We start from the raw sequence: 22016 nt of genomic DNA on the forward strand, positions 1-22016 counted from the left end.
GGCATGTCCGACACCCCCTTCTCGCGCGGATCCCGCGCGGCCCCGCCCACGGTCTCCCTCGGCGACCCGGTTCCGCTCGCGGACCGCGCCGACAACCGGGTGCTGATTCCGCCGATGGACGGGGTTCCGCCCCGTCCGCCCGGCGACCGGATCCTGTCGCTGGGCGGCCCGACCATGGGAACGACCTGGAGCGCGCGGGTGATCGGCCCGCCGGGCCTGAGCGAGGCGGCGGTCCAGGCGGCGGTGGAGGAAGAACTGGCGGCGGTGATCGCGGTCTTCAGTCCGTGGGAGCCGTCCAGCGAGATCAGCCGCTTCAACGCCGCGCCCGAAGGCGTGTGGGCGGTGTCCCAGCCCTTCTGGGATTTGCTGGACGCCGCCATGGACCTGGGCGACGAGACGAACGGCGCGGTCGATCCGACCCTGGGCGCCCTGGTCGACCTGTGGGGATTCGGCCCGCCCGGACCGCGTTCGCCCCTGCTGCCCGTGCCCTCGGACGAAGAGGTCGAGGCGGCGCTGAAATTGTCAGGTTGGCGGAAGTTGCGGCTGAACCGCGACGCGCGCGCGGTCATGCAGTTGGGCGGCATGAGGCTGGACGTCTCCGGCATCGCCAAGGGGCATGCGGTGGACCGGGTCTCGGACCGGCTGAGGGCCATGGGCGCGACCTCGCACCTGGTCGAGATCGGCGGCGAGTTGAAGGGGCGCGGCGTCAAGCCCGACGCCCAACCCTGGTGGGTCGAGATCGAGCGGGTCGAGAGTTCGACCGCGCCGCGCACCGTGGCGGCCCTGTACGATTTGGCCATGGCGACCAGCGGCGACTATCGCCGCGCCTTCGAACATAAAGGCCGCCTGTATCCGCATACGCTGGACGGCGCGACCGGGCGGCCGGTGAGCAACGCCCTGGCCTCGGTGACGGTGCTGCACGCCTCGGCCATGAAGGCCGACGCCTACGCCACGGCCTTGACGGTCATGGGGCCGTTCGAGGGGCCGGACTACGCCGAGGCGGTCGGCCTGGCCGCCCATTTCGTCGAGCGGACCGAGCGCGGCCTGGTCGAGCGGATGACGCCCGCCTTCGCCGCCATGATGGACGACCCCGCCGTGGAGGGGCCCGGTTGACGCACGAGCCGGCGCGTTGGCTGTGGGCCGTCGGAGCGACGGCCCTGTGGTTGGTCCTGACCGGCTTCATCGTCTGGCGCGAACGCCGGGCGAAGGCGGCGGCGCGCGCGCGGTCGCAGGCGATGGTCGGAGACGGCGAGAGCGTGTTGGTCGCCTTCGCCAGCCAGACGGGATTCGCCGAGCAACTGGCGTGGATGACGGCCAAGGCCCTGCAGGACGGCGGGCTGGGGGCGCGGGTTTTGTCCTTCGCCGATCTGGACAGCGCGACGCTGAAGACGGCCGGCCGGGCCTTGCTGATCGTGTCCACGACGGGCGAGGGCGATCCGCCCGACGCGGCGGCGCGGTTCGTGCGCAAGACCATGGGGCAGGGGGCGGATCTGGCGGGCCTGCGCTTCGGCCTGCTGGCCCTGGGCGACCGCAGCTATGACCAGTTCTGCGGCTTCGGCCATGCGGTGGACGGCTGGCTGCGCCGGTCGGGCGCCGAAGCCCTGTTCGATCTGGTCGAGGTCGACAACGGCGAGGCCGGCGCCATTCGTCACTGGCAGCACCAGTTGAACCAGATCACCGGCAGCGTCGCCGCCCCCGACTGGGCCCCGGCCGCCTTCGATCCGTGGCGGCTGGTCGAGCGGACCCTGGTCAATCCGGGCAGTCCGGGCGGCGCGGCCTATCATCTGGCGTTCGAGCCGGTTGGGTCGGCTCCGGACTGGGCGGCGGGCGACATCGCCGAGATCGGTCTGCCGGAACGGGACGGGGCGACGCCTGGCGCGCGTGAGTATTCCATCGCCTCCCTGCCGTCTGACGGGCGGGTTGAGTGCCTGATCCGGCTGATGCGCCATCCGGATGGGACGCCGGGCCTGGCGTCCGGGTGGCTGACGCAGGATCTGGCGATCGGCGACGAGATCGGCATGCGGCTGAGGACCAACCGCAGTTTCCATGGGCCGGCGGACGAGACGCCGATGATCCTGATAGGCAACGGCACGGGGATCGCGGGATTGCGGGCGCACCTGAAGGCGCGGACGTCGGCGAGCGGCGGGGCCTGGCTGTTGTTCGGCGAGCGGACGCGGGCGCACGACGCCTTCTTCGACGCCGAGCTTCAGGGGTGGCTGGAGTCGGGCGTGCTGCGCCGGCTGGACCGGTGTTTCTCGCGCGACGAAGGCGACGGGCGGTATGTGCAGGATCTGGTCGCGACGGCGGGCGACGAACTGCGCGACTGGGTGGCGCGCGGCGCGGTCCTCTATGTCTGCGGCAGTCTGGAGGGGATGTCGCAGGGCGTCCATGCAGCGCTGGAGGCGGCGCTGGGCGAGGCGGTTCTGCTGGAGATGCTCGAGAACGGCAGGTATCGGCGGGACGTGTACTGACCTGTTCCGCTCATCCCGGCGAAAGCCGGGATGAGCGGTTATTCTCGTAGCCGTTCCAGCAGCTCGGCCGCGAAGCTGGACAGGGTGTCGTCGCGGGCGCCCATGACGACGATCCGGTCGCCCGGTTGCGCGATCTCGACGATCCGGTCGCCGCAGTCGGCGCGGGTCGGCAGGGCCTCCGCCTGACGGCCGGCGGCGCGGACGCCCGAGGCGATGTCTTCCGAGCCGACGCTGCGGTCGGTGGTGCCGCCGTAATAGACCGGCTCGGGCATCAGAAGGACGTCGTCCTCGCGCATCAGGCCGGCGAAACCGTTGATGAATTCCTGCCGCATCAGCTTCAGCGGGCCGAAGCCGTGGGGTTGGAACAGGATCAGCAGGCGGCCGTCGAAGGCGTGCAGGGTCTTCAGGGTGGCGGCGATCTTGTCCGGGTTATGGGCGAAGTCGTCGATGACGGTGATGTCGTTCACGGTCCCGACCACCTCCATCCGGCGACGGATGCCGGCGAAGGTCTCCAGCGCCTTGACCGCCTGGCCCATCGGCACGTCCAGCGCCTTGACCGCGCCCAGGGCCGCCAGGGCATTGGCGACATTGTGGGCGCCGGGCACGTTCAGGACGACGTCATATTCGCTCCAACCCTCGATCAGGCGGAACTTCATGCCCGTGGGGGTGGGCTGAAGGTCGTGGGCGGACAGGTCGGCGGTTTCCCCGCCCAAGGCGAAGGTGATCGCCTTGCCGACCGGCAGAATCTGGGCCAGGGCCGCCGTCTCGGGATTGTCGAGGTTCAGCACCGCCGTGGTCGCGCGGGCGGTGAAGCCGCCGAACAGGTCGCGCAGCTCCTCCATCGACTTGTGATCCAGCGAGATGTTGGAGACGACCGCGACGGTGGGGTCATAGCCGGCGATGGAGCCGTCGGACTCGTCCACCTCGGCCACGAACAGGTCCGGTCCGCCCACCAGGGCGCTGGCGAACGGATGGTCGGCGTCGGCGAAATTCTTCATCACCGCGCCGTTGACGACGGTGGGGTTGCGTTCGCCCTGGTCCAGGATCCAGGCGATCATGCCGGTGATGGTGGACTTGCCGCTGGTGCCCGCCACGCCGACCGAGGTCGGGGCCGCGTTGAACAGCTGGCTCAGCAACTGGGGCCGGGTCTGGATGACGGCGCCGACGCGGCGGGCCGCGCCGATGTCGGGCACAGTCTCTTCAATCGCGCCGGTGGCCACGACGGTCTGGGTTGAACGGGTCACGCCGGAACCGTCCTGGGGATGCAGGGTCACGCCGTGGGCGCGCAGCCAGTCGAACTTCTCGGGCGTGCGGCCCTGGTCCAGCGCCCGGTCGGAGCCTTCGATGGCATGGCCTTGAGCCTGGACGATCAGGGCCAGGGGCAGCATGCCCGACCCGCCGATGCCGCAGAAGAAATAGGAGGCGTCTTGGTTCATGCCCCCTTAGAACAGGGGATCGGGCCGATCCGCCAGAGGCGGATCGCAATTTCGACGAAGAAGACGGACGTGACCAGCAACAGCTTCAAGATCGGCGTCGTCTGCGCCAGTTCACGCTTCTCGAAGGAGCGCGCCGAGGCCGTCGAGGCCTGGATGACCGAACACCATCCCGACGGGGATGTGACGGTGGTCTTCCACCCCGCCTGTTTCCTGAAACACGGCCATTTCGCCGGGGACGACCGGGCGCGGGCCGACGCCTTCGTCGCGTTCGCCAACGACCCCCGCATCGACGCCATCTGGTTCGCGCGCGGCGGCTATGGATCCTGCCGGATCGCCGAATCGGTCATTCCGCGCCTGAACGCCGTGGCCCGCAAGAAGCGCTATATGGGCTATTCCGACGCCGGCAGCCTGCTGGCCGGGATGTACAAGGCCGGGTTCGAACATCTGGCGCACGGGCCCATGGCCTCGGATTCGGTGCGCGACGATGCTACGGCGAAGGGCGCCCTGGCCTGGTTGACGACCGGACGAACCGACTGGATCGAACCCTCGCTGGCGACCGATCCGCGACCCGCCGTCGCCTTCAACCTGACCATCCTGGACCAGCTGGTCGGCACGGCGCTTGAGCCCGATCTGTCCGGCCACGTCCTGATGCTGGAGGAGGTGTCGGAGGCCGCCTATCGGATCGACCGGATGATGTTTCACTTGACGGGGCAGGAGTCGATCCGACGTGTGGCCGGAATTCGCCTGGGACGTGTTTCAGATGTCACGCCAAACGATCCCGATTTCGGACAGACTCCGGAGGAGATTGTTCGATACTGGTGCCTGAGATCCGGCATAGAATTCCTGGGACCGGCCGATATCGGGCACGACGACGCCAACAAGGTGGTTCCCTTCGGTCGCGGCTGAGGCGAACGGCCCGCGACGCAAAAGACACAGTCTCGCCTTGATCTGCCGCCGCGCACCCGGCGCCCCCTCGACACGTCCTGCGTCTGCACGTCAGATGCAGGTCCGCGAGGCGTTAGGACTTCGTTAAGCCAAGGCGTTGGGGGACGCTGCGGTTTACGCCTTCTGCGATGCGGCGGTTCGTTCGGACCTCGGGGGATGCCCGAACGAACCGCCTGATCGTCTTTCCAATATTGGTTAAACTGTTGCGACCGATATTGGCGTCGGCGGACTTTATCCTCGATATTACCCACAGTGCGAATCAGGATCGGGGACACTGGCGATGAGGCTGGTTTTCGACATTCACTTTCGCGCTAAGCGAAGGCTTGTGCTCGTGTGCGCTTTGACGACCGTTTCATTGATGAACTGAAGGCTCGCCTTCGCCCGTCCGACGTCATCGGACGGACGGTGAAGCTTAAGCGTCAAGGTCGGGAATATGCTGGGCTGTCGCCCTTCTCGAAAGAGAAGTCGCCTTCCTTCTTCGTGAATGATGACAAAGGCTTCTTCCACGACTTTTCGTCTGGAAAGCACGGCGACATCATCTCCTTCCTTCAGGAAACGGAGCGCCTGAGTTTCGTTGAAGCTGTCCAACGGCTGGCTGCTGAGGCCGGGATGCAACTTCCCGCCGAAGACCCCAAGGAGGCCGAGCGTGAGCAGAAGCGTCAGGGTCTGTCCGACTGGATGGACCTGGCCCAGAAATGGTTCGCCGCCAATCTGCGGCGCACGCCCGGCAAGGCGGCGCGCGACTATCTGGAAAAACGCGGCCTGCCCGAGGATCAGTGGGAGCGGTTCGGCCTGGGCTATGCGCCCAATGACCGTGAAGGGCTGAAACAGGCCCTGGTCCAGCGCGGGGCGCGACCGGCCGAGCTGGTCGAGGCAGGGCTGCTGATTTCGCCGGAAAGCGGGGGGCAGCCCTATGACCGGTTCCGCGACCGGCTGATGTTCCCCATCCTGGACGGGCGCGGCCGGATCGTCAGCTTCGGCGGTCGGGCGATGAACCCCGACGACCGGGCCAAATATCTGAACGGCCCGGAGAGCCCGCTCTTTCACAAGGGCGCGACGCTGTACGGTCTGCCAGAGGCGCGGCGCATCCTGGGGGCGGAGAGTAAGAACGATCAGGCCATCATCGTGGTCGAAGGCTATATGGACGTCATCGCCTGCCAGCGCGCGGGCCTGCCGGCGGTGGCGCCGATGGGTACGGCACTGACTGAAGAGCAAATGGCGCTGCTGTGGCGTGTCAGCCCGGAACCCATCCTTTGCTTTGATGGTGATCCGGCTGGTCAGAGGGCGGCTTTCCGTTCAGTTGAGCGTGCGCTGCCGCTTCTAAAACCAGAGCGCAGCTTCCGCTTCGTGACGCTGACGGGCGGGCAAGACCCCGATGACATGCTGCGGGAAAAGGGTGCGCCGGCGCTGCGGGAAGCGATGACTGTGACCACCCCGTTTTCGCGGATGCTGCTTGACCGCGAAATGGCGGAGGTCGGTGTTTTAGACACGCCTGAGAAGGAAGCCGGACTGCTGGTTCGCCTGCGGAAGGCGGCGGCGACTATTGCTGATCCCGATCTTGCTAGAACCTACAAGGATTTCCTCGTCGGGGCCTTTTATCAGCGAGTGCGGCCTTCACCGGAAGAAAGAAAGGCCGCGAATAGGGTCATCTATAGAGACCGAAAGGCGCGTTCGATGGCGCCGATCATGGATGTCACGCCAGAGGCGCGCGCCGCCGCAATCACATTGGCGCGTGCGCCGCGTCCAGTGGTGGCCGCCATCGTCGAGGGACTAATTACCCACCCTGACATGGTCAGTGAACGAGGTGAGACGCTGGCGACCCAAAGCTTTGGCGATGCCGGCCTTGATCGTTTGATTAGTGATCTGGTGAGTTTGACTTACGAAGCGAAGTCAATGAGTAACGGTCTAATTAGGTCGCGACTTCTGGTCATGGGCCACGAAGAAACGCTCAGACGGATCGACCGTACAGCTGCCATTGCTCATGCTCCTTTTTTAGATAGCGCCGCATCCCTTGGTGTCGCTGCGGCAGGACTGAGCCGCGCTGTAGACGTTCTCCTGCAGTCTCTGGCATTGAGCCGAGCGATGAATGAGATGAAATCGGAGCATAGCTTCGACAGTCAGGCATTCGCCGGCTTGAAGGGCCAGCGCGATGCGTTGGACCGGTTCATTTCCAGCGGTGAAATCTGGTCAGAGCCCGCTGCTGTCCACTAACAGTTGGTTGGCCGCCCTGTACTGGTATATATTGGCGCCATGGACGGTTCCCAACCTGTCAGGATCACGCGCGACGGCGACCACCAGGTCGTTCACCTGCCGAGCGGCGTCTCCGCCCCGGCCGACGCCGTGGTGCGCCAGGAGGGGGAGCGGCTGATCATCGAGCGGGCGGGGCTGCGGATGGGGTCGGTCGAACGGCTGCTGGCGGTGCTGTCGACCATGGAGCCTATCGACGAACGGCTTGATCCCTTTGAGGACCCGCCGCCTGAGCCGGTCGATCTTTGAGCGGCTATATGCTGGACACCAATGCGGTGTCCGACATCATGTACGATCCTGTCGGCCCCGTGGGTCAGCGTATGGCGGTGATCGGCACGGGCGAGATCTGCGTCAGCCTTATCGTTGTGGCCGAGTTGCGCTTCGGCGTCGCCAAATCCGGATCGGTCCGGATCGCGTGGCAACTGGAAAAGGTGCTGTCCGGTTTGTCGGTCAAGGGTTGGGATGTTCCCGCCGACCACATCTACGGCCTCATCCGCGCCGATCTTCAGAAGACCGGCCGACCCATCGGCGCCAACGACCTGCTGATCGCCGCGCACGCCTTGGCGCTGGACTGTATCCTGGTGACCGACAATGAACGTGAATTCTCGCGTGTGCCCGGACTGCGGGTTGAGAACTGGCTGCGTCCTGGTTAGGCGGCCTTGACTCTGCCGCCTTGCGACGCCATCTGGCGCAATCGGATCATGATGCCTTAGTGCGCGAGGTCGAGAAGGCGGCGGCAAAGCCCGACGCGCCATTCCTGGCCGCAAATGCGCCCCTCGCCGAGGCAAGGGTCCGATGGTCGCAGGCGTTCGACGTTCCAACCTCCGAGTTTGGATGGGTTGGCGGGCGCCTCAGCCCAGCGCGTGATGCGTTCGGGCGAGGATGAAGCGTTTCGCCGACGGAAGGTCGTGCGGAACATGCTTCGCCATGCGATCAAAGCCGGAAGGAATTGGGAAGACAGCACGGGCGCGTAACCTTACGGCTCGTCAGGCATTGTATTTTTCGCCGGGGTGGATTGATCACCCCTCCGGCCGGAGACTGACTGAATATGAACGCACAGACCGAGACGCAGGACGCCGAGGTTACGACCGACGGGCCCCTGCTCGATCTGACTGACGCCGGCGTCAAGAAATTCATCAAACAGGCCAAGGCGCGCGGCTATGTGACGATGGAGGAGCTGAACAAGGTCCTTCCGTCCGAGGAAGTCACGCCGGACGCCATTGAAGACACCCTGGCCATGCTGTCCGAAATGGGCGTCAACGTCGTCGAGGCCGAGGAGGACGCGCAGGAGCAGCAGTCCACCGACGTCGCCGCCGCCGCCGGAACCGCCGTCGCCGAAGCGCCCGCCAAGGCCGCCTATGACCGCACCGACGACCCGGTGCGGATGTATCTGCGCGAAATGGGCTCGGTCGAACTGCTGAGCCGCGAGGGCGAAATCGCCATCGCCAAGCGGATCGAGGCCGGTCGTGACGCCATGATCTCGGGTCTGTGCGAAAGCGCCCTGACCTTCGAGGCCATCATGGTGTGGCGCGACGAGCTTGAGAACAACCGCATCCTTCTGCGTGAAGTCATCGACCTGGACGCCACCTATGGCGTGCTGAACCCCTCATCCCTGCCCGGCGCCGTCCAGCCCGAGGCGGAAGAGGAAGAAGAGGCCGAAGAAAAGCCGGCCGCTGAAGAAAAGCCTGAGTCCGACGACGACGACGACGATGATTTCGACGACGGCGGCGGCATGTCCGTGTCGGCGCTGGAAGCCGAGCTGCGCGACGGGGTGATGGAGGTGCTGAACCTCATCGCCGCCGACTTCAGCGAGTTTCGGGGCCTGCAGGACAAGCTGGTCCAGACCCGCCTGAAGGGCGAGGTGCTGAGCGCCAAGGACTCCAAGGCCTATCAGACGCTGACGAAATCCATCTCGGATCGTCTGAAGACGATGAAGCTGAACAACAACCGCATCGAGGCCCTGGTCGAGCAGCTTTATGCGATCAACAAGCGCCTGATCGGTCTGGAAGGGCGTCTGCTGCGTCTGGCCGACAGCTACGGCATTTCGCGGCCCGAGTTCCTGAAGGCCTATTTCGGCGCCGAACTGGACCCGACCTGGACCGAGCGGATCAAGGAACAGGGTGTGCGCTGGACCAAGTTCAGCGACAACGAAGCCACCCAGATCGCCACCATCCGCGCCGACGTGGCCGCCGTGGCCCTCGAAGCCGGCCTGCCGATCGACGACTATCGCCGCATCGTCCAGACGGTGCAGAAGGGCGAGCGCGAAGCCCGTCAGGCCAAGAAGGAAATGGTCGAGGCCAACCTGCGCCTCGTGATTTCCATCGCCAAGAAATACACCAACCGCGGCCTGCAGTTCTTGGACCTGATCCAGGAGGGCAACATCGGCCTGATGAAGGCGGTCGACAAGTTCGAGTACCGCCGCGGCTACAAGTTCTCGACCTACGCCACCTGGTGGATCCGTCAGGCGATCACCCGCTCGATCGCCGACCAGGCGCGCACCATCCGTATCCCGGTTCACATGATCGAGACGATTAACAAGATCGTCCGCACGTCTCGCCAGATGCTGCACGAGATCGGCCGCGAGCCGACCCCCGAAGAGCTGGCCGAGAAGCTGGCCATGCCGCTGGAGAAGGTGCGCAAGGTCCTGAAGATCGCCAAGGAGCCGATCTCGCTGGAAACCCCCATCGGTGACGAGGAAGACAGCCATCTGGGCGACTTCATCGAGGACAAGAACGCCGTCCTGCCCATCGACGCCGCCATCCAGTCGAACCTGCGCGAGACCACCACCCGCGTGCTGGCGTCGCTGACGCCGCGTGAGGAACGGGTCCTGCGGATGCGCTTCGGCATCGGCATGAACACCGACCACACGCTGGAAGAAGTCGGCCAGCAGTTCTCGGTGACGCGCGAGCGTATCCGTCAGATCGAGGCCAAGGCGCTGAGAAAGCTGAAACACCCCAGCCGGTCGCGCAAGCTGCGCTCCTTCCTGGACAGCTGAAGACGATCAGGGGCGGCGCCGAAAGGGCCGCCCCTTCTTCGTTCAGCGCGCCGGTTCGACTAGGGCGGCGACGATACGCCGGACCAGGGGCAGGATCAGCAGAAGGACAGGAAAGGCGATCAGCCAGGACCAGCCCCAAGCCTGCATCCAGGCGGAGGGGAAGGCTGGAACAAAGCCCAGATTGCGCGCAGTGGCGATGGCCGAGACCACGAAAGTCATGAACAGTGACAGGATCAGAGGCATGATGACCGGCGCATAGCGCGCGGGCAGTCGGCGGAAGCGGATGATCGCAGGGTGAGGGTGCATGTGTGCGTCTCTCAATTTGGTCTTCGGCAATGGGCATCCGCCGGAAAGTCCGGCCCCGGCCGAAAACCGGGATGGATGCGTTGCCTGACGTGAGACGCTTACGATCGCCTAGGCGACAGGGCGCATATATCAGTTTTCGGGGTGGTCGCAACGGGTCCGGCCGTTCCCTGGGGCGGTCACCAGTGGCGCGGAAATAGGTCGGACTTGCTGTCGTCCTGAATCGCTGGTCTGGAGGCTGATGGGTCGTAAACACGTCAATCTGGGCCGTGCGCCCGACAAGGCCGACCTGCCGCAAAAGGTCTGCGCCGCCTGTGGCCTGGCCTTCGCCTGGCGCAGGAAATGGGCGCGGGACTGGGATCAGGTGCGGTTCTGTTCGGACCAGTGTCGGGCCGCCGGCGCGGCCCCGGAACGGCGATAGGCCGCTCTCCGCCTCGTGACCGACGCGCCCGGCGGGAATCGGATAGGACTCGGGCGATGGCTTCCAATGTCCTGATGATGCGTGTGTCGGTCGGTCTGGCGGTCCTGCTGATCCTGAGCGGCTGCGTGCGACGCGCGCCCGAGCCGCTGCGGCCGTCGCCTTATCCGGGACGGACGCCTGCGCCCCTGGTCGGTGGGCTGATCGACCGGCCTGTCGATGGGGGAACCCAGGGGGCCGTGGTGCGCGTGGGCGCGGACCTGGGCCGGTGCCTGGCCGAACTGAGCGCCGCGCGGGTGACGTTCAGCCCCGTGCCGGACAGGACCAACAGCGCAAGTTGCGGCCTGAGACAGGGCGGGGTGCTGGGCGCCGACATGGGCACGGTGGCGCGGATGGCGCCGGGCGATGTGCAGATGACCTGTCAGACGGCCCTGGCCCTGAGCATCTGGCGGCGGCAGTCGCTGGAGCCGGCGGCGCGCGAGATACTGGGGTCCGATGTGGTCCAGATCGATCACATGGGCGCCTACGCCTGTCGCAATGTGAACAATGGCGCGGGCTCGACCCGGATCAGCGCCCATTCGCAGGCGGCGGCCCTGGACTTCGCCGGGGTGCGGCTGCGCGACGGGCGGCGCATCACGGTCACGAACGGCTGGAACGGCGAGGGGGCCGAGGCCCGTTTCCTGCGCCGCATCCGCGACGACGCTTGCCGCATCTTCGGCACGACCCTGAGCCCCGACTATAATGCGGTGCATTTCGACCATCTGCATCTGGAAGCCACCGACACGCGTTTCTGCCGCTAGGCGGCGAGCCATTCCGGCGTCCGCCCGGTCAGGGACAGACGTATGGCGCCGAGGTTGAAGGTCTTCACCTGGTCGGACGGATTTCACGCCTTCACGGTCGCCGCCAGCTCCCGCCCCAAGGCGCTGGAGGCCTGGGGGTCGAAACAGGACCTATTCGCCACGGGCCTGGCCAGCCAACTGAGCGGCGGCCCCGACCATGACGCCGCCTTGGCGGCGCCGGGCGAGGTGATCGAGCGCGGCCTGGCGATCGATGTCGGCAAGATCGGAAAGGCGGCCAGGCCGAAGGCTGCAGAACCGTCGAAAGCCCGGCGTGCGAAGCTCGAAAGACTGCAAGCCGAGCTGGACCGGCTGGACGCCGACCATCAGGCCGCTTCGTCGTCCTTCGACGATCAGCTTGAAGCACTGAAGGCGAAGCGGGCGGACCTGGAACAGGCCTATCGCGCGCGCCGCAAGACGCTGACCCGGAACCTCAAGGCGGCCCGGGGCTGATCAGGCGGTGGCGCGGCCGCTTTCCGTCAGATGCGCGCCCTTTTGGCCCACCGTCTCCAGGGCCGAGATCAGGGCGCGGACGTCGATGGGTTTGGCGACGACGGCGTCCATGCCATGAGCCAGGCACTCGTCGCGCTGATGCGGCATGGCGTTGGCGGTCAGGGCGATGATCGGAGTGCGGGGCAGACCCTGGGCGGCCTCGCGTTCGCGGATGGCGCGGGCGGCGCCGAAACCGTCCAGGACCGGCATCTGCACGTCCATGAGGACCATGTCCCAATCGCCGCCCAGCCAGGCCTCGACCGCCTGGGCGCCGTTTTCGACGATCGTCGGCTCGATGCCGAATTGACCCAGCAGGGTTTGCAGGACCAGGCGGTTGATGGCGTTGTCCTCGGCGGCCAGAACCCGCAGACCGGCGCCGCCCTGTCTGATGTCGGAGGCGGAGGGGGCGGGTGTTCCGACCGCTGGGCCGAGCCAGGGCAGGGGCAGGACGACGGTGAATCGGGAGCCCTCGCCCGGCCGGCTGTCGACGTCGATCCGGCCCTGCATCAGTCGGGTCAATTCGTGCACGATCGACAGGCCCAGTCCCGTGCCGCCGAACTGGCGCGTGGTCGAGGCGTCGGCCTGGGCGAACGGATTGAAGATGCGCGCGATGACCTCGGTCGTCATGCCCACGCCTGTGTCGGCGACGGTCAGGACCAGGGTCTGGCCGTCGCGGCGCGCAGCGATATCGATGCGGCCCTGAGCCGTGAACTTGAGGCTGTTGGAGATCAGGTTCGACAGGATCTGCCGCAGGCGGGTCGGATCCCCGCGATAGAGGCCGGCGGCGTCGCCGAGATCCAGGGCCAGGATCAGGCCCTGATCGTCGGCGGTGGACGCATAGGTCGAGCGGAGATTGCCCAGCAGGATCCCCAGATCGAAGGCCACGCTTTCCAGCTCCATCTTGCCGGCCTCGACCTTGGACAGGTCAAGGATGTCGTTGAGGATGGTCAGCAAGGCGGCGCCGGACTCGGCGACGATATCCAGGCGTTTGCGTTGCAGGGCCGGCAGGGGATCGGCCTGCATGGCCTGGGTCATGCCGAGTATGCCGTTCATGGGCGTCCGGATTTCGTGACTCATCACCGCGAGGAACTGCGACTTGGCGCGACTGGCCGCCTCCGCCCGTTCGGCGAGCCGCCGCATTTCCGTTACGTCCCAGTTGGCGCCGACCAGCCTGTCCGGCGCGCCGCCGACGCCGCGCTCCAGGCTGCCGAATCCCTTGATGTGCCGGATCTCGCCGTCCGTCCGGAGTATGCGGAACTCAGTGTCCAGCAGGAGGCCGTTCAGGGCGGCGGCGGTGTCTCTTTGGAGCGTTTCGCGATCATCCTCCAGAACGAAACTGGTGAAAAAATCCAGGTCCAGGACGTCCGGAGCCGGGGTGAGGAAGAGGTCGAACATCTCCGGCGACCACGACAGGGCGTTGGTGTTCAGGTCCAGTTCCCAGATTCCGATCTGGGCGGCGCGGGCGGCCAGGGTGGCGCGGTCAGCCAGCTTGAGCCGCTCGGCTTCCGCCGCCTTGCGGCCGGCGATATCCTGGACGTGAGAGATATAGAACAGGGGCTCGCCCACCGCGCTGCGAACCAGGGAGACGGTGCGAGCCGCCCAGGCGACGTGGCCGTCCTTGCGGATATAGCGTTTCTCGATCTCGTAGGACGGGATGCGGCCGGAGGTCAGTTGTTCGAACAGGACGAGATCGGCGTCCAGATCGTCCGGATGGGTCACGTCCCGGAAGTTCACCTTCCTGAGTTCGTCGCTGCTGTATCCCAGGAAGCGACGCAGGGCGGCGTTGCCGTTCAGCCAGACGCCGTCCAGCCCGAATACGGCCGTGCCGATGGGTGAATGTTCGACCGCCTGACAGAACTGCGCCACATCGAATGTGGCGATGTCCGTCGTCTGACTGCTCGGCATGGGCAGCTTCCCCGTGGAAGAGCAAGTCTGCCGCGAAGGTATTGCAACGGGGTGAACGGACGATAGCGAAGGAGACCGACCTCAGGCCTCGAAGATCGTCTCGAAGCCGCCGACGACCATCCGCTTGCCGTCGAAGGGCATTTCCATTTCGTGGAAGCGGGGATCTTCCATCATCTTCTTCTCGGCTGCGTCCCCGGTCGCCTTGTCGGGCCAGACGATCCAGGACAGGACCACGGTTTCGTCGGGTTCCAGCTTCACCGCCATCTTGAAGTCCGTCAGCTTGCCGTCGCGAATGTCGACGCCCCAGTTCTCTATGACGGAGAGGGCGCCGAACTCCTTGAAGATGGGCGCGGCGGCCTGGGCGCACCTCAGATAGGCGTCCTTGTCCGCAGTCTTTACGGGGGTCACGAACCCGGTCACATAGGTCATGGTCGTCCTCCTCAGCTGTTGGTTTCGGCCAGTTCGGCCAATTGATCGGCTACCGCGCCCCAGCCCTGTTCGAAGCCCATGGCGCGGTGGGTCTGCATCGCCTTTTCATCCCAGTGCCGGGCGACGGCGGTATAGCGTGTACCCTCGCCCTCGGGTTCGAAGGTGTCGATGCGGACGAAGTTCATCTCACCCGCCTGCGGGACCCAGCCCTCGGTCAGGGCGCCGGTCGAGACCAGTCGCCGGCCGTGAACCACCTCCAGGAAGATGCCGGAATAGGCGTGGCGCTCGCCCTCGGGCGACTGCATCTCCACATTGGCGCGGCCGCCGGTGCGAAGGTCCCAATCGACCACGGGCGTGGTCCAGGGCCGGGGGCAGAACCATTCCACTGTCCGCTCGACATAGATCTTCCACACGGCTTCGGGCGAGGCCTGGATCAGGCGAGTGACGCCGAGTTCGAAACGGCCGGACATGTCAGGTCTCCCGCTCAGGCCGGTGTCAGTGCATTGGCGGCGAATGTCTCTGGCGCGGCGGCAATGGCGGCGGGGTCCATCCACATCATCTCCCAGATATGGCCGTCCGGGTCCGCGTAGCTGCGTCCGTACATGAAGCCGTAGTCCTGGGGCCTGTTGGGGTCCGCCGTTCCGCCTGCCGCCCCGGCCTGGGCCACCACCGCATCGACCGCCTCGCGGCTGTCTCGCGACAAGCAAAGCAGCACTTGGGCCGAGACATGGGCGTCGGGGATCTGGCGATCGGTGAAGGTGCGCCATTTGTCGTGGGTCAGCAGCATGACGTGGATCACGTCCGACAGGACCATGCAGGCGGCCGTCTCGTCGCTGAACATCGGGTTTTTCGTGGTGCCGACGGCTTCATAGAAGGCGATGGACCGATTCAGGTCGGCGACGGGCAGATTGATGAAAATCAGCTGGGTCATACGTCTCTCCTCTCCCTATGTTTGCGAACCGTGCCGCGTGAGATTAGAACAGTCAACCATGAAGTTAGAAAAAGTAACTACCAAGTCGGGTCGGCGGTATCACGACGCCTGCGGCGCCGCGCACGGGCTGGATCTGGTGGGCGAGCGTTGGGCGCTTCTGGTGGTGCGTGAACTGATGATGGGGCCGCGTCGGTTCAGTGATCTGAGAAAGGATCTCTGCGGCCTGTCGGCCAATGTGCTGACGCAGCGGCTGGAGGGACTTGAGGCGGCGGGCGTGGTGCGTCGCCGCAAGCTGCCGCCGCCGGCCTCGGTGCAGGTCTATGAGCTGACGGACTGGGGGTATGAAATCGAACCGGTCTTCATAGTTCTGGGGCGCTGGGCCGCACGGTCGCCGGCGCATGATCCGACGCTGCCGATCAGCGCCGTCTCGACCATGCTGTCGTTCAAGACGATGTTCGACGCCGGTCGAGCCGGTAAGGCCGCCATGGCGCTCGGTTTCGTCTTCGGCGACGAGAGTTTCCAGGTGACGGTGTCCGAAGGTCGTCTTCAGGCGCGGCGTGGCGAGATCGGGGGCGTGGACGTGACGGTGACGACCCAGCCGCCGCTGCTCGTCGCCGCTGTCTACGGCAAGGTTCCGCTCGCGACCCTGGGGGGGGACATGACGATTGACGGAGACCAGGGGGTGTTCGAGCGGTTCATCGACTTCTTCCACCTCCCGGAAAAAGCGACGGAAAGCGTGACCTTAGCAAGGTTTGGTAACACCTGAGCCTTAGCACAACCTTCTCAGGTTGCTTTGGAGGCGGACGTGTTCAAGTCCTTGTCTATTTCCATCAAACTCATGATCGCCCTAGGCGCCATGATGAGCGCCTGCGGTGTGGCCACCCTGGTGGTCCTGTTCAGCCTGGTCTCCCTGCAGCGATCTGACGACGCCGAACGATCGGCCACCCAGATCAGCCGGGCTGCGGACCAGACCCTGGCCGCCGCCGTGGAACAGCAGAACGCCATGCGCTCCTATGTGGCGACGGGCGAGGCGGAATCCCTGACGAAATACGCGGAGTCGAAGACGGCCTTTGATCAGGCTGTCCAGTCTCTGAAGACAAGCGACGCCGACGGCGTCGACGCCGGTCGGTTCCAGGCGATGACGGCTGCGGCCGCCGCATTCAACCAGCAGTCCCAGGCCCTGATGGACCTAGCCCGCGATCCTTCCCTGCGGCCGCAGGCGTTGGCGCAGCTGACTGGAACGGCGCGCCTGACCGATGTCCGCGCCGCCGTGAAGTCGATCGACGATCTGACGCAAGGCGTGCTGACCCGCAAGAACGCCGAGAAGCGCACGGCCTTCACCAGCGGCTACGCCGCCCTGGTGATAGGTGGGGTGCTGGCCCTTCTGGTGGCGGCGGCCATGACCCTGTGGCTCGTGCGGGCGCTCAGCCAGCCGATCGTGGCCATGACACGCGCCATGGATCAACTGGCCGCCGGCGACCTGAAGGTCGCCATTCCCGCCCAGGGCCGCGGCGACGAGATCGGCCGCATGGCCGCCTCGGTCGGCACCTTCCGCGACAATGCGGCCGAGAAGATCCGGCTGGAGGCCGAGACCCAGTCGCAGCGTTCCATCAGCGAAGCCGAGCATCGCGCCAACGAAGCCGAGAAGGCGCGTATCGCCGAAGAGGATCGTGTCGCCCTGACGGCTCTGGGCCAAGGTCTTGCGGCCATGTCGAACGGCGATCTGACCCACCGATTCACCACTGAAGTCGCCCCGCGCGCCGAACAGTTGAAGTCGGACTTCAACGCCGCCATCGCCCAGTTGCAGCAGGCCGTGTCGGTCGTGGTCGGCAATGTGGCCAGCATCCGCTCGGGCGCCGGCGAGATTTCCCAGGCCGCCGACGACCTGTCGCGCCGCACCGAACAACAGGCCGCCTCGCTGGAAGAGACCGCCGCCGCCCTGGACGAGATCACGGCGACGGTGAAAAAGACCGCTTCAGGCGCGCGTCAGGCCTCGGACGTGGTTCAGGCCGCGAAGGGCGACGCCGAGACATCGGGCGTCATCGTTGGCGATGCGGTCTCTGCGATGCAGGCGATCGAATCCTCGTCCAGCCAGATCAACCAAATCATCGGCGTCATTGACGAGATCGCTTTCCAGACCAACCTCTTGGCCCTGAACGCCGGCGTCGAGGCGGCGCGGGCGGGTGAAGCGGGGCGCGGCTTTGCGGTCGTCGCCTCCGAAGTGCGGGCCCTGGCCCAGCGTTCTGCGGACGCGGCCAAGGAGATCAAGACCCTGATCTCGACCTCGACCACCCAGGTGGGCTCGGGCGTCAAACTGGTCGGTCAGACCGGCGAGGCCCTGCAGCGCATCGTGGACCGGGTGGCCGAGATCGACGCCCTGGTCACGGAAATCGCGGCCTCGGCCCAGGAACAGGCCGTGGGCCTGGCCCAGGTCAACACGGCCGTGAACCAGATGGATCAGGTCACGCAGCAAAACGCCGCCATGGTCGAGCAATCGACCGCCGCCAGCCAATCTTTGGCCCAGGACGCCGAGGCCCTGCAGGCGTCGGTGGCGAAATTCCAGGTCGGAGCCCCTGCGGCGGCGCGGGCATCGGCGTCGCCTCAGCCTCGAGCCTCAGCTCCAGCGCCCGCGCGGGCGCCCCATATGGCGGCGGCGTTGAAGACCCTTGGGCGCGGCGGGGCGGCGCCCAAGGCGCAGGCAGCGCCGTCGGCGGACGGCTGGGAAGAATTCTAGACCGGCGGACCGCCGCCGACGACCGTCAGGCCAGCATGTCCAGCAGGGTTCCGCTCATGTCGTCGGCGGTGCGGACCACGGCGGCGTTGGCTGTGAAGGCGGTCTTGGCCTGAATCCGCTCGACCGTCTCAGCGGCCAGGTTGTCCAGGGGCGCGGTCGCGGTGCGGCGGGCGCTGGCCTCGAACCTCGATTGGGCGTTCATCATTCCGCCGGCGGCGATGGGCATAACCTGCATGACGGTCTCCTTCAGCCTGAAGTCTGAATGCTCTCCGTCAACGCCCGGGAAACAAACAGGGTGAACGATGAAATGTCGGAAATCGGGTTTCGTCCCGGTCCGGCGTCTTCTTACAGTTCACCGACGCCGGCTCCGCCGTCGAGGGCTCAACCGTGGCGGTGGACGACGGTTTCCTGTCGTGCAGGGTCTGATCCGGGGTCGTTCTTGAGCGGCGCGTCGTGGTGAACGGCGTTTTTTGCCCCGCTCGCGCCTTTATCTGTGTATAGAGCGGCATTACTCGCCCGGCCTGAGGACTGTCCTCGGCCGGGCGCGGTCGTTTCGACGACCGCCTTGTCCGTTGTCCCAGGTAGCCGATGCCCTTTCCCGCCGTCCATCCCGCGCTCGACCGCGCTCTCGTCAACAAGGGCTATGCCGAACCGACCCCGGTTCAGGCCGCCGTCCTGGAAGTCGAATACGCCGAACGCGACCTGTTGGTCTCGGCGCAGACGGGCTCGGGCAAGACGGTCGCCTTTGGCCTGGCCGCGGCCCCGACCCTGCTGGGCGACAAGCCGATCTTCGGTCCGGGCGGCGCGCCCCTGTGCCTGGCCATCGCGCCCACGCGGGAACTGGCCATGCAGGTCGCGGCCGAGCTGGAATGGCTGTACGCCGACTCGGGCGCCAAGATCGCCACCTGCGTCGGCGGCATGGATGCGCGGCGTGAAGCGCGCGCCCTGGGCTTTGGCGTCCATATCGTCGTGGGCACGCCCGGCCGCCTGAAGGACCATATCGACCGGGGCAACCTGGACCTGTCCGAGCTGAAGGTCGCCGTCCTGGACGAGGCCGACGAGATGCTGGACATGGGCTTCCGCGAGGACCTGGAGCACATCCTGGACCAAGCGCCGGCCGAACGCCGCACCCTGCTGTTCTCGGCCACCATCGCGCGCGAGATCGTCACCCTGGCCAAGCGCTACCAGAAGGACGCGGTGCGGATCGACGCCACCGACAAGACGCGCCAGCACGCCGACATCGAATACCGCGCCTATCGCATCGCCCCCAACGAGATCGAACACGCGGTGGTCAACACCCTGCGCTGGTACGAGATGCCGCGCGCCATGGTCTTCTGTTCGACGCGGGATTCCGTGCGCCACCTTCAGGCCTCGCTGCTGGAACGCGGTTTCTCGACCGTGTCCCTGTCGGGCGAGATGGGTCAGCGCGAACGCACCGACGCGCTTCAGGCGCTGCGTGACGGCCGCGCCCGCGTCTGCGTCGCCACCGACGTGGCCGCGCGCGGTCTGGACCTGCCGGACCTGGGCCTGGTCATCCACGCCGAACTGCCGATGAACCGCGCCGGTCTGCTGCACCGTTCGGGCCGGACGGGCCGGGCGGGCAAAAAGGGCGTCTCCGTGATGCTGGTGCCGCACTCGCGCCGCCGCAAGGCCGAGCGTCTGATGGACGACGCCGGGATCGACGCCGTCTGGTCCGGCGCGCCGACCTTCGACGAGATCCGCAAGGCCGACGAAGGCCGTCTGCTGTCGCCGGAATTTTTCGAAGCCGAAGTCACCGACGAGGACATGATTGTCGCCAAGCGGATGATCGCCGAGCGCACGCCCGACGAGATCGCCGCCGCCCTGGTGCGTCTGCTGCGCAAGGAACAGCCGGCGCCGGAAGAACTGTCCGATCCGGGCTCTGATCGCAGCCCCGTCAAGCGCGAGCGCACCGTGCGCAACGAAGACGGCACGGCCGCCCAGCCCTGGCCGGGCGACCGTCTGGGCGCGGACGACGTGGTCTGGTTCCGCCTGGACGTGGGCCGCAACAAGAACGCCGACCCCAAATGGCTGATCCCGCTGATCTGCCGCATCGGCGGCATCTCCAAGCCCCAGATCGGCGCCATCCGCACCTTCCCGGAAGAGACGCGGTTCGAGATCGCCAAGACCCACGAAAAGGCCTTCCGCGAGGCCGTCGCCGCCTCGAACGACGAGGTCAAGATCACGTCGTCGGAAGCCCCGACGCCCGGGTCGATGAAGGCCGGCCGTTTCTCCGGCAAGCCGAACCGCGAAGAGGGCGATCGTCCCTTCAAGAAGACCCCCTACAAGCGCGCCGACGGCGGCGAGGGCGACGCCCGCCCGCCGTTCAAGAAGAAGCCCTGGGCGCCGAAGTCCGATGGCGGCGGCGGAAACCCGCGCTCGAATGCGGCGGCCGACAAGCCGTTCGCCAAGAAGCCGTTCAACGCCAAGCCGGGCTTCAAGAAGGACGGCTTCAAGGGCAAGCCCAAGGGCTGAGACTTGCCTGATCGTGGGCGGAGGCGCACCCTCCGCCCATGAGCACGCCGTCGGACCCTGCGGGACGATACGCCTCGTTCGAGGCCTTCTATCCCTATTATATCCACGAGCATTCCAACCGGACCTGTCGGCGGATCCACGTCGTCGGCACCGGTCTGGTGATCCTGGCCTTCGTCGCCTTCGTCGTGACGTTGAACCCCTGGTGGCTGCTGGCCATGCCGCTGGTCGGTTACGGCTTTGCCTGGGTCGGCCATTTCTTCTTCGAGAAAAACCGACCGGCCACGTTCAAATATCCGCTGTGGAGCCTGATGGGCGACTTCCGTCTGTTCTTCGAGACGGCGTCAGGTCGGCGGGGATTCTAGCGACCTCCGCGTGATTTGAAGCTGTGCCCTGCGGCTGAAGCGGATAGGATCGGCCTGCGGCGGGAGGCCGCAAGGGAGGGACCTTGTCCATGAAGCTCATCGCCATCGCGGCCAGCGCCGCAATCGTGCTCGCACCCGGCGTCAGCGTCGCGCAAAAGAGCGGCGCCAAGCCGGATTTCACGCTTGATCCCAACTATGGCGAGGTTTCGCTAGAGACCGGCTTCACGCCGGATCCGTGGACCAAGTCCATCCTGGCCGGCGGCTCCGTGCCCGCCTCGGCCGTCCGGTCGGGCTGCGAAGGTTCGGTCAGCGCCGCGCCGGACCTGCAACTGACCTTCGAGGCGGGCGAGTTCGACCTGACCATCCGCGCGCTGGCGTCAGAGGACACCACGCTTCTGGTCAATACGCCGAGCGGGGAATGGCTGTGCGATGACGACAACGGCGGCGACCTGAACCCCAAGGTCCTGATCTCCGATCCGCAGAGCGGGCGTTACGACATCTGGCTGGGCACCTATGGCGACGACATGGTCCAGTCGACGCTGGAGATCAGCGAACTGGGCGAATCGGACGCGTCCGGCGACGGCGCGCCCAACACCGAATTGGAGCCCAATTTCGGTTCGGTGAACCTGCGCACCGGTTTCACGCCCGACCCGCACGAGAAGCCGATCCTGGCCGGCGGTTCGATCCCGGCGGCCAGCGCCAAATCAGGCTGCGAGGGCAAGGTCAGTGCGGCGGCGGACTATCAGGTCGTCTTCGAGCCGGGCGACCTGGACCTGACCTTCCTCGTCGAGGCGTCCGAGGACACGACCCTGCTGATCAACGCCCCGAACGGTCGCTGGTACTGCGACGACGACAGCGGCGGTGGGGTGAACCCCAAGGTGCTGATCACCAATCCGCAGAGCGGTCGCTACGACGTCTGGGTCGGCACCTATGGCGACGACATGGTGCAGTCGACGCTTAAGGTCAGCGAACTGCAATAGGGTTCGACCGCAAGGGCGAACGCAAAGACGCCGGCGGCC

At 66.3% G+C, this 22016-nt stretch carries 22 protein-coding genes; 15 read left to right on the plus strand and 7 right to left on the minus strand.

Going from position 1 to position 22016, the window contains the following annotated elements:
• Positions 1-3: 3 nt before the first annotated feature.
• Together GGR11_RS16410 and GGR11_RS16415 are read left to right on the plus strand one after the other, a co-directional pair.
• A complete protein-coding gene (locus tag GGR11_RS16410) occupies positions 4-1113 on the plus strand; it encodes an FAD:protein FMN transferase (protein ID WP_183198831.1) in 1110 nt (369 codons plus the stop codon).
• On the plus strand, positions 1110-2471 hold the full coding sequence (locus GGR11_RS16415) for a sulfite reductase subunit alpha (protein WP_183198833.1): 1362 nt from the start codon (positions 1110-1112) through the stop codon (positions 2469-2471). The genes GGR11_RS16410 and GGR11_RS16415 overlap by 4 nt, the downstream gene beginning before the upstream one ends.
• Before the next feature lie 38 nt (positions 2472-2509).
• On the opposite strand, the gene GGR11_RS16420 is transcribed toward GGR11_RS16415, so the two are convergent.
• Entirely contained in the window at positions 2510-3907 is a 1398-nt protein-coding gene (locus GGR11_RS16420) for a UDP-N-acetylmuramate--L-alanine ligase (protein ID WP_183198835.1), read from the minus strand.
• 69 nt (positions 3908-3976) lie between these two features.
• Here GGR11_RS16420 and GGR11_RS16425 point away from each other — a divergent pair, with 69 nt between their 5' ends.
• From GGR11_RS16425 to rpoD, 5 genes are all read left to right on the plus strand, one after another.
• Positions 3977-4813 (plus strand): LD-carboxypeptidase, encoded by an 837-nt coding sequence (locus GGR11_RS16425; protein ID WP_183198837.1) that lies wholly within the window; start codon positions 3977-3979, stop codon positions 4811-4813.
• Positions 4814-5185: 372 nt separating this feature from the next.
• Positions 5186-7063, plus strand: coding sequence for a DNA primase (gene dnaG / locus GGR11_RS16430; RefSeq protein WP_183198839.1), 1878 nt, complete (start codon positions 5186-5188; stop codon positions 7061-7063).
• A 39-nt stretch (positions 7064-7102) separates the two neighbouring features.
• Entirely contained in the window at positions 7103-7348 is a 246-nt protein-coding gene (locus tag GGR11_RS16435; protein ID WP_183198841.1) for a hypothetical protein, read from the plus strand.
• A gap of 8 nt (positions 7349-7356) precedes the next feature.
• A complete protein-coding gene (locus tag GGR11_RS16440) occupies positions 7357-7752 on the plus strand; it encodes a type II toxin-antitoxin system VapC family toxin (RefSeq protein WP_246331972.1) in 396 nt (131 codons plus the stop codon).
• 395 nt (positions 7753-8147) lie between these two features.
• A complete protein-coding gene (gene rpoD, locus GGR11_RS16445; RefSeq protein WP_183198845.1) occupies positions 8148-10094 on the plus strand; it encodes an RNA polymerase sigma factor RpoD in 1947 nt (648 codons plus the stop codon).
• Between the two features lie 42 nt (positions 10095-10136).
• Here the strand turns inward: rpoD and GGR11_RS16450 are convergent, their stop codons facing one another.
• On the minus strand, positions 10137-10400 hold the full coding sequence (locus tag GGR11_RS16450) for a DUF2798 domain-containing protein (RefSeq protein ID WP_183198847.1): 264 nt from the start codon (positions 10398-10400) through the stop codon (positions 10137-10139).
• 238 nt (positions 10401-10638) lie between these two features.
• On the opposite strand from GGR11_RS16450, the gene GGR11_RS16455 reads away from it, so the two are divergent.
• The 3 genes from GGR11_RS16455 to GGR11_RS16465 are packed head-to-tail and all read left to right on the plus strand — an operon-like array spanning position 10639 to position 12104.
• A complete protein-coding gene (locus GGR11_RS16455; protein ID WP_183198848.1) occupies positions 10639-10818 on the plus strand; it encodes a DUF2256 domain-containing protein in 180 nt (59 codons plus the stop codon).
• 56 nt (positions 10819-10874) lie between these two features.
• The gene (locus GGR11_RS16460) at positions 10875-11615 is read left to right on the plus strand and encodes an extensin-like domain-containing protein (protein WP_183198850.1); all 741 of its coding nucleotides are present in this window, start codon (positions 10875-10877) and stop codon (positions 11613-11615) included.
• A gap of 42 nt (positions 11616-11657) precedes the next feature.
• Positions 11658-12104 (plus strand): OmpH family outer membrane protein, encoded by a 447-nt coding sequence (locus tag GGR11_RS16465; protein ID WP_183198852.1) that lies wholly within the window; start codon positions 11658-11660, stop codon positions 12102-12104.
• Here the strand turns inward: GGR11_RS16465 and GGR11_RS16470 are convergent, their stop codons facing one another.
• The 4 genes from GGR11_RS16470 to GGR11_RS16485 all read right to left on the minus strand — a co-directional run bounded on the left by GGR11_RS16470 (position 12105) and on the right by GGR11_RS16485 (position 15408).
• Positions 12105-14048, minus strand: coding sequence for an ATP-binding protein (locus GGR11_RS16470; RefSeq protein ID WP_183198855.1), 1944 nt, complete (start codon positions 14046-14048; stop codon positions 12105-12107).
• Positions 14049-14129: 81 nt separating this feature from the next.
• Positions 14130-14477 carry a DUF1428 domain-containing protein gene (locus GGR11_RS16475; RefSeq protein WP_183198857.1) on the minus strand — a complete coding sequence of 116 codons (348 nt, stop codon included), beginning with the start codon at positions 14475-14477 and terminating at the stop codon, positions 14130-14132.
• A gap of 11 nt (positions 14478-14488) precedes the next feature.
• Positions 14489-14947, minus strand: a complete 459-nt coding sequence (locus GGR11_RS16480; protein ID WP_183198859.1) for an SRPBCC family protein — start codon at positions 14945-14947, stop codon at positions 14489-14491.
• A gap of 14 nt (positions 14948-14961) precedes the next feature.
• Positions 14962-15408: a VOC family protein gene (locus GGR11_RS16485; protein WP_183198861.1), complete on the minus strand. Its 447-nt coding sequence runs from the start codon at positions 15406-15408 to the stop codon at positions 14962-14964.
• 58 nt (positions 15409-15466) lie between these two features.
• Between GGR11_RS16485 and GGR11_RS16490 the strand changes: the two genes are divergently transcribed.
• Entirely contained in the window at positions 15467-16174 is a 708-nt protein-coding gene (locus tag GGR11_RS16490; protein WP_183198863.1) for a winged helix-turn-helix transcriptional regulator, read from the plus strand.
• Between the two features lie 72 nt (positions 16175-16246).
• The gene (locus tag GGR11_RS16495; RefSeq protein ID WP_246331975.1) at positions 16247-18142 is read left to right on the plus strand and encodes a methyl-accepting chemotaxis protein; all 1896 of its coding nucleotides are present in this window, start codon (positions 16247-16249) and stop codon (positions 18140-18142) included.
• Between the two features lie 25 nt (positions 18143-18167).
• Here GGR11_RS16495 and GGR11_RS16500 read toward each other — a convergent pair whose 3' ends face one another.
• On the minus strand, positions 18168-18377 hold the full coding sequence (locus tag GGR11_RS16500) for a flagellar basal body rod C-terminal domain-containing protein (protein WP_183198867.1): 210 nt from the start codon (positions 18375-18377) through the stop codon (positions 18168-18170).
• Between the two features lie 353 nt (positions 18378-18730).
• On the opposite strand from GGR11_RS16500, the gene GGR11_RS16505 reads away from it, so the two are divergent.
• The 3 genes from GGR11_RS16505 to GGR11_RS16515 all read left to right on the plus strand — a co-directional run bounded on the left by GGR11_RS16505 (position 18731) and on the right by GGR11_RS16515 (position 21977).
• On the plus strand, positions 18731-20635 hold the full coding sequence (locus GGR11_RS16505; protein ID WP_183198869.1) for a DEAD/DEAH box helicase: 1905 nt from the start codon (positions 18731-18733) through the stop codon (positions 20633-20635).
• 38 nt (positions 20636-20673) lie between these two features.
• Positions 20674-20997: an Mpo1-like protein gene (locus tag GGR11_RS16510; RefSeq protein WP_183198871.1), complete on the plus strand. Its 324-nt coding sequence runs from the start codon at positions 20674-20676 to the stop codon at positions 20995-20997.
• Positions 20998-21086: 89 nt separating this feature from the next.
• A complete protein-coding gene (locus GGR11_RS16515) occupies positions 21087-21977 on the plus strand; it encodes a hypothetical protein (protein ID WP_183198873.1) in 891 nt (296 codons plus the stop codon).
• Positions 21978-22016: the final 39 nt, after the last annotated feature.

Origin of the sequence: Brevundimonas mediterranea, assembly GCF_014196125.1 — a bacterium.
Classification (GTDB): Bacteria; Pseudomonadota; Alphaproteobacteria; order Caulobacterales; family Caulobacteraceae; genus Brevundimonas; species Brevundimonas mediterranea.

Coding starts and splice junctions, on each gene's coding strand:
- GGR11_RS16460 (WP_183198850.1), top strand. CDS start 10,875: ATGGCTTCCAATGTCCTGATGATGCGTGTGTCGGTCGGTCTGGCGGTC.
- GGR11_RS16470 (WP_183198855.1), bottom strand. CDS start 14,048: ATGCCGAGCAGTCAGACGACGGACATCGCCACATTCGATGTGGCGCAG.
- GGR11_RS16480 (WP_183198859.1), bottom strand. CDS start 14,947: ATGTCCGGCCGTTTCGAACTCGGCGTCACTCGCCTGATCCAGGCCTCG.
- GGR11_RS16475 (WP_183198857.1), bottom strand. CDS start 14,477: ATGACCTATGTGACCGGGTTCGTGACCCCCGTAAAGACTGCGGACAAG.
- GGR11_RS16495 (WP_246331975.1), top strand. CDS start 16,247: ATGATCGCCCTAGGCGCCATGATGAGCGCCTGCGGTGTGGCCACCCTG.
- GGR11_RS16485 (WP_183198861.1), bottom strand. CDS start 15,408: ATGACCCAGCTGATTTTCATCAATCTGCCCGTCGCCGACCTGAATCGG.
- GGR11_RS16500 (WP_183198867.1), bottom strand. CDS start 18,377: ATGCAGGTTATGCCCATCGCCGCCGGCGGAATGATGAACGCCCAATCG.
- GGR11_RS16410 (WP_183198831.1), top strand. CDS start 4: ATGTCCGACACCCCCTTCTCGCGCGGATCCCGCGCGGCCCCGCCCACG.
- GGR11_RS16505 (WP_183198869.1), top strand. CDS start 18,731: ATGCCCTTTCCCGCCGTCCATCCCGCGCTCGACCGCGCTCTCGTCAAC.
- GGR11_RS16420 (WP_183198835.1), bottom strand. CDS start 3,907: ATGAACCAAGACGCCTCCTATTTCTTCTGCGGCATCGGCGGGTCGGGC.
- GGR11_RS16455 (WP_183198848.1), top strand. CDS start 10,639: ATGGGTCGTAAACACGTCAATCTGGGCCGTGCGCCCGACAAGGCCGAC.
- rpoD (WP_183198845.1), top strand. CDS start 8,148: ATGAACGCACAGACCGAGACGCAGGACGCCGAGGTTACGACCGACGGG.
- GGR11_RS16515 (WP_183198873.1), top strand. CDS start 21,087: ATGAAGCTCATCGCCATCGCGGCCAGCGCCGCAATCGTGCTCGCACCC.
- GGR11_RS16435 (WP_183198841.1), top strand. CDS start 7,103: ATGGACGGTTCCCAACCTGTCAGGATCACGCGCGACGGCGACCACCAG.
- GGR11_RS16450 (WP_183198847.1), bottom strand. CDS start 10,400: ATGCACCCTCACCCTGCGATCATCCGCTTCCGCCGACTGCCCGCGCGC.
- GGR11_RS16510 (WP_183198871.1), top strand. CDS start 20,674: ATGAGCACGCCGTCGGACCCTGCGGGACGATACGCCTCGTTCGAGGCC.
- GGR11_RS16465 (WP_183198852.1), top strand. CDS start 11,658: ATGGCGCCGAGGTTGAAGGTCTTCACCTGGTCGGACGGATTTCACGCC.
- GGR11_RS16440 (WP_246331972.1), top strand. CDS start 7,357: ATGCTGGACACCAATGCGGTGTCCGACATCATGTACGATCCTGTCGGC.
- GGR11_RS16490 (WP_183198863.1), top strand. CDS start 15,467: ATGAAGTTAGAAAAAGTAACTACCAAGTCGGGTCGGCGGTATCACGAC.